4 protein-coding genes and 2 pseudogenes are annotated in these 6,000 nt (G+C 65.6%); 4 read left to right on the top strand and 2 right to left on the bottom strand.

Annotated elements, in window-relative coordinates:
- Positions 1-89: 89 nt before the first annotated feature.
- From ACWDEX_RS32800 to ACWDEX_RS32790, 3 genes and pseudogenes are all read left to right on the top strand, one after another.
- Positions 90-412 (top strand): annotated as a pseudogene (locus ACWDEX_RS32800) (transposase); the annotation flags it as partial.
- Positions 413-472: 60 nt separating this feature from the next.
- A complete protein-coding gene (locus tag ACWDEX_RS32795; protein WP_450468114.1) occupies positions 473-3,328 on the top strand; it encodes an AfsR/SARP family transcriptional regulator in 2,856 nt (951 codons plus the stop codon).
- A 357-nt stretch (positions 3,329-3,685) separates the two neighbouring features.
- Positions 3,686-4,141, top strand: a complete 456-nt coding sequence (locus tag ACWDEX_RS32790; RefSeq protein WP_450468113.1) for a hypothetical protein — start codon at positions 3,686-3,688, stop codon at positions 4,139-4,141.
- A gap of 438 nt (positions 4,142-4,579) precedes the next feature.
- Here the strand turns inward: ACWDEX_RS32790 and ACWDEX_RS32785 are convergent.
- Positions 4,580-5,089, bottom strand: a pseudogene (locus ACWDEX_RS32785) (hypothetical protein); the annotation flags it as partial.
- 18 nt (positions 5,090-5,107) lie between these two features.
- On the bottom strand, positions 5,108-5,422 hold the full coding sequence (locus tag ACWDEX_RS32780) for a hypothetical protein (RefSeq protein WP_450468112.1): 315 nt from the start codon (positions 5,420-5,422) through the stop codon (positions 5,108-5,110).
- Between the two features lie 54 nt (positions 5,423-5,476).
- On the opposite strand from ACWDEX_RS32780, the gene ACWDEX_RS32775 reads away from it, so the two are divergent.
- Positions 5,477-5,980, top strand: coding sequence for a hypothetical protein (locus tag ACWDEX_RS32775; protein WP_450468111.1), 504 nt, complete (start codon positions 5,477-5,479; stop codon positions 5,978-5,980).
- Positions 5,981-6,000: the final 20 nt, after the last annotated feature.

The following is a 6,000-nucleotide window of genomic DNA, read 5'->3' as shown; positions in this document are numbered from 1 at the left end:
GGCAGACGCCGATGAGTGCGAAAAAGCAGTAACAGCGAGGGACGACACCCCAACAAGGGTAGACCGCGTCTCACCATGATCGTGTTACGAGCTCTAACGGCAGCTTCGCCCTGAAGCCGATGCTGTCCCACTTCCACATGGGGCACGAATCCCATGCGACAGGATTCCAAGCCTGTGCGGCTTTACGCGGACAAGGCCTATGACGCCTCACCTGCGGCGATGGCTCTGGGGTAAGCACATTGCTGTCCGCATAGCCCGCAAGGGCATCGACTCCAGCGAACGACTCGGCCGCCGACGGTGGGTCATCGAACGCACCATGTCGTGGCTGACCGGATACCGGCGTCTCAACCACCGATACGAACGAAAACCAGGCAACTACCTGTCCTTTCTCGGACTGGCAGTTTTCCGCTGATGCTACAAGCGCTTCCGCAACCTCACCATGTAGGACACGGTCTAAGTGCACCATGCAGGAATGGCTGCGAGATTGGGAGCTGCGATGGTGGCGAGGTTTCGGTTGCTGGGTAACGTCGAAGCCCAGCTGGGCGGTGTGACGGTAGAGCTGGGGCATCCGAAGCAGCGCGCGGTGTTGGGAGTGCTACTGATGGAGGCCAACCGCCCTGTCTCCGCCGACCGGTTGATCGACCATGTGTGGGGCGAGCGTGGTCCAAAACGGGGACGACAAACCATCTATAATTACGTATCCCGGCTGCGCGCAGCGCTGCGTGCCGTTGACGACGAGATCCGTTTGGACCGCTGTTCCGGCGGCTATTTACTCGCCGTTGACGAACAGGCGGTGGACGTACATGAGTTCCGCTCTTTAGTCGCCCAAGCCCGAAGCGGTCGCGACGATCATCAAATCTTGGGCCTGTTTGAGCAGGCTCTGAAACTCTGGCGGAGCGAGCCGCTGGCCGATCTGGACACGCCGTGGGCGAACGCCCTTCGTGACGCCCTCGACAACGAACGTTTGGCTGCTGAGCTTGACTACGTCGATGCCGCGTTGCGTTGCGCCCGGCATACCGAACTACTCTCGAGCCTGTCTGCCCGAGCGATGCAGTACCCGTTGGACGAACGCATATCTGGCCAGCTGATGCTCGCCCTGTACCGCAGTGGCCGCCAGGCTGACGCACTGGAGCGCTATCAGGGGCTACGCCGTCAGCTCGCCGATGAATTGGGCACCGATCCCGGTCCGCTTGTACAGCGCTTACACCACCAGATACTTACTGCCGATCCGTCCCTGACTGTGCTGCCCGCCCCGTCCGTCCTTGAGCTGGTAGGCGGTGTGGTGCCGCACCAGCTTCCCGCTGCGGTCCCCCACCTTGTCGGTCGCCGACGCGAGTTGACCGCGCTCACTGGGGAGGTCGATTCGGCCGCCGGTTCGGGGACCGTGGTGATCACGTCTGTGGGTGGGGGTGCCGGAATCGGTAAGACCGCCCTGGCAGTGCACTGGGCGCATCGGGTTCGGGATCGATTCCCCGACGGACAGTTGTATGTGAACCTTCGGGGGTTTGACCCGAGGGCACAGGCGATGGATCCGGCCGAAGCGGTTCGTGGTTTTCTGAACGCCCTCGGTATTACCCCGCAGCACATCCCGCTGAGCCCGGATGCGCAGATTGCTCTGTACCGCAGCCTGATGGACGGCAAGAGGATCCTCGTGGTGCTGGACAACGCCCGAGATGCCCAGCAGGTCAGACCGCTGCTGCCTGGCACCGCGGGAGCGGTGGTCGTGGTGACCAGCCGTAATCGGATGTCCGGACTGATCGCCACAGACGGCGCGCACCCGATCAGTCTTGACTTGCTCAGCGAGGATGAAGCGCGGGAGCTACTGGTTCGCCGGATCGGGCCTCGGCGTGTAGCTGGGGAACCCCAGGCCGTGGAGCAGATCATCGCCCAGTGTGCCCGGCTCCCGCTCGCACTGACCATCGTTGCCACCCGCGCCTCTCAGACCGGTTTCCCCCTCACCACCCTGGCGGCGGAGCTGGCCTCGGCCAGCCAACGGTTGGACGTCCTGACCACCGGTGACCCGGCCAGTGAAGTGCGGGCAGTGTTTTCCTGGTCTTACGCCGCGCTCACTCCATCCGCGGCTCGGTTGTTCCGGCTGCTGGGGTTGCATCCCGGCCCAGACATCTCCGCTGCGGTAGCGGCTAGCTTGGCTGCCCTCCCTTCACGCCAAGTGCGGGAGTTGCTGGCCGAACTGACTGGCGCCAGCCTGATCACCGAGCACGCCGCAGGTCGGTACGCCTTCCACGACCTGCTACACGACTACGCCGTTGAGCAGACCAATTCCACCGACTCCGACCAGGAACGCCACGCCGCAGTGCATCGGATGCTGGATCACTATTTGGCTACTGCACACACCGCTGCCCGGATGCTCGAACCGGCCCGAGACTCACTTCCTCTGCCCGCGCCGCAGCCCGGGGTCCACCCGGAAGACCCTGCCGACCACGAATACGCGTTGGCCTGGTTCGCCACCGAACGCGTCGTGCTGCTAGCTGCCGTAGGCCACGCCGCTACCGCCGGATTCGACGCCCACGTTTGGCAGCTCGCTCAGGCCCTTGCCACCTTCCTCGATCGGCGCGGACATTGGCAGGACCTGGCCGTCGTGGGCCACGCCGCGGTAGTCGCTGCCGACCGAGTGGCGGATCCCCTCGGGCAGCCCATCGCCCACCGCATCGTCGCCCGCGCCCACCGCCGCCATGGCAACTTCGACGACGCCTACTTCCACCTCCGCCACGCCCTGGACCTGTTCACCCAGGCCGGCAATCTGCCTGGGCAGGCTGATACCCACATCGACCTCGCCAGAGTGCGGGTTCAGCAGGGCCCCGGTGCCCTCCCTGAAATGCTCCCGCTCGTCCGCCGGGCCCACACTCTGTACCAGTCATTCGGCCACCGGTTGGGGGAGGCCCAGGCTCTGACCGCTATCGGCTGGTCTCATGCTCGCCTCGGCGACCATGCACAGGCCCTGGCCTGCTGCCGACAGGCCCTGCCTCTACTTGATGAATTCGACGACCTCGAAGGGCAGACCTACGCCTGGGACACCATCGCTTACGCCCACCACCACCTGGGCAACTACTCCCAGGCTGTGACGAGTTACCAACGCGCGCTCGCCCTCTGCCGCGGCTTCGCTGATCGATACCTGGAGGCCGACATCCTCAATCGACTCGGCGATACACACCAGGCCGCGTACGAACCCGATGCTGCCCATGACGCCTGGCAATATGCTCTGGACGTCCTTACCGAACTCGATCACCCTCACGCCGACCAGATCCGCCTGAAGCTCGCCTCCCTAACTTCTGGTTTTCATGAAGCGGGCTATCCGGCAGGTGGCTAGCGAAGCGGAAGATTCCTCCGATCTTGCCGGGGCACTTTCCGGTGCAGAAGCGATCGGTCCCAATCCGCACGTCCGCATCGAATGGCGCCGGCCGGTCGGTGGTCTGCCAGGCCGGGGCCGTCGAGGACGAGATCATCCCGCTCGTACGGCGCGATGGGTCGATACAGGGCCGCCCGGCCCCGCAGGAGCATCCCGGCCAGCTATCACCTTGACCTGCGAGTTTTAGGTTCCTCGCATGCTTTCCGGCTGCTCCCCCGGACAACATGGTCGAGCAGCCAGGGGCAGGCCACTGGCCATCGGCGCTGGATGCCCCGACCGATATCCGGGCCTCGTGCCCGATCCACGAAGGAGGAATCTATGGGCCGCACGATGCGAGCGCTGGCCGTGGTATTGACGACTGGAGCCGCGGGAATGAGCGCCATGAGCGGAACTGCGACCGCCCAAGCTGCATCTGGCGAGCAGAATGCGCAGGCGGACGTCACCTGCGTTGGCACTTACTTCTCTGGAACGCTGGGCACCAATCAGGCTCTCTGCAACGCCGGCTACAAATTGACGATGCAGGACAACGGTGACCTCGTGCTCCGCCGCTCAAACCTGACTGCGTGCTACGCGAGCGGCACGCGCGGTACGAACGCCTCGGCGACCTTCCATCTGAACCCTATCGGGGTGCCCTATGTGGACATCGACAGCCCCGTTCAAGGATGGATCGGCAGGATCCCGGGGGCACATAACTTCACATCCCTGGGGACGAATGCCAGCCTGAATGCCAAGGGCGAGTTCTGGGTCGGTTACAAGAAGATTGGCTATTGCTGAGCGGTCCGCCCGTCGCCCCCTCCGTAGGAACATCGTTGGGGTGCGAGCGACGGACACGCCGCCCGCCTCTTCGAGGCCCACGAGGCTGGCGCCAGCGACCGCGACGATTTCGGCCACCTCGGATGCCGTGACGTCCTTCGTCCAGTTGCCGGTTGCGTGCCAGCCGCTGCACTCCAGTTGGAACCGGTGGACCCCATGCGTGCGCTCCAGCTCGCGGGCGTACGGCTTCTTGCCGCATCGACCGTGCCGCTCGGTCTGCTCCAGGTGCGCGCGGACCACGTCCAAGTGGAAGCGGCGCGGCAGGGTCCGCTTTTCAAGGCAGCCGCGGCATTCCAGAAGGTGCAGAGCGCCGCCCTCGAGCTGGAGGAACAAGTACGGCGTGGCCTTGCCCTCGCGGGTGTTGCAGCTGCCGCAGAGCGGGCCTCGAACATGGCCGTGCTCATGGCAGTGATCCCACGCGGACGCCTGGCTCGCCTTGCACAACCGGCACAGGTAGTCATCGGCCTGCGTGCCGCGACGGCGCACTTTCTCGCACTCCACGCCACGCAGGTGGCCGGTGTACAGCTGGAAGGCCGCCCCGGAGCACGGCGGGCACCGGGTGACGTACCCGTACGTGGTCGGAGTCCGCCAGCCACCCCAGTACGGGCCCTGATCGCCGCAGGAGGAACACAACCGGGCTCGGGTCACCAGCTCCCCCTCCCGCCGCTCCCAGCGGTCCAGGAGGCCCGCGTAGACCCGCGGGAGGAGCCAGTTCTCCCCGGACCACGTCAGGAGCTGAAGAGGCCGGGTGCCGGCGATGTTCTGCAGGTGCCGGTGGCTGCTTGACGCGACGAACTCCTCCCGCGTCAGGTCACCGGGCAGCCCGTTCGCGCCGATGTCCCGCCAGGAGCCCCACTCGTCATGGTGGCGGCCCTCTTGGAGCAGCTTGTTGCGGGCCTGATCGCACATCCACGACATCAGTCGGCGTCACCAGTTGGGACGGTGCCACTCCTCCGGATCGCGCTCCGGGACGTCGCGGTACACGGGCAGGTGCACGTCGACGACGTCGTCCAGGTCCACGTCCATCTCCGCGAAAGTCCGGCCGGCGGCGCGGATGTCGCGTTCGTCGTACGTCCAGTGGGCCTTGTACTTGTAGCAGCGCACCGCTATGTCGCCGAAGAAGACATGGCCGTGCTGTCGCAGGCCAGGCATGTGGAGGAGCTCGTCAGGGTCCAGCGGCACCATGGCGTTCTGCGTCAGGTCCGCGAAGAGGGAGCGTGCGTACTCCCGGCTGATGGGCATGGCCGGATGGTGACAGCCGCCACTGACAACACCTCTCCAACTGCACGTCCTCGCATGGCCAATGCGGGTGAACCCGCTCGGCAGCGGCTCCAGCACACCTACGATGCGATGGTGCGGAACACGAAGGCGTTCAAGGAAGCCGTGCGCTCCGCCTGGCGGTACTTCGACCCTAAGGCCACAGCCGATCACCTCGCGCAGAGCCTGTCCTCCTACGAAGAGAGCAGCAGCGAGAAGGGCGTGGCCCAGGCCCCGATGCCGCCGATCGACAACCCCGAACTCGCCCTGGTCCTCGCCGGCGTCCCGGACTCCCTGGCCCAGACCGGCGGCGACCTATACGCGGTCATCATCAACGTGGCGGTCAACGCATGGATGGCCGGCCACATCCACGGCGAGGACGGCTGCGCCGGATGCAACGACAGCCGCGGCCCGGCCGGGCACGACTGGGAGGCCCGAATGCGCACCATCACCGAGGTGCAGCCGAACATCAGCAAGTGGTTCGACCGCGACGTATGGACGCGTGCAGTCAACGACGCGGGCTATGCCGTCACCCGCCGCTGAAGTCAGCGCGCCGGGACGGG

This window comes from Streptomyces sp. NPDC001020, assembly GCF_053599115.1.
Note: the sequence above shows the minus strand (reverse complement) of the source record. Positions and strands in the feature narration are given on the sequence as shown.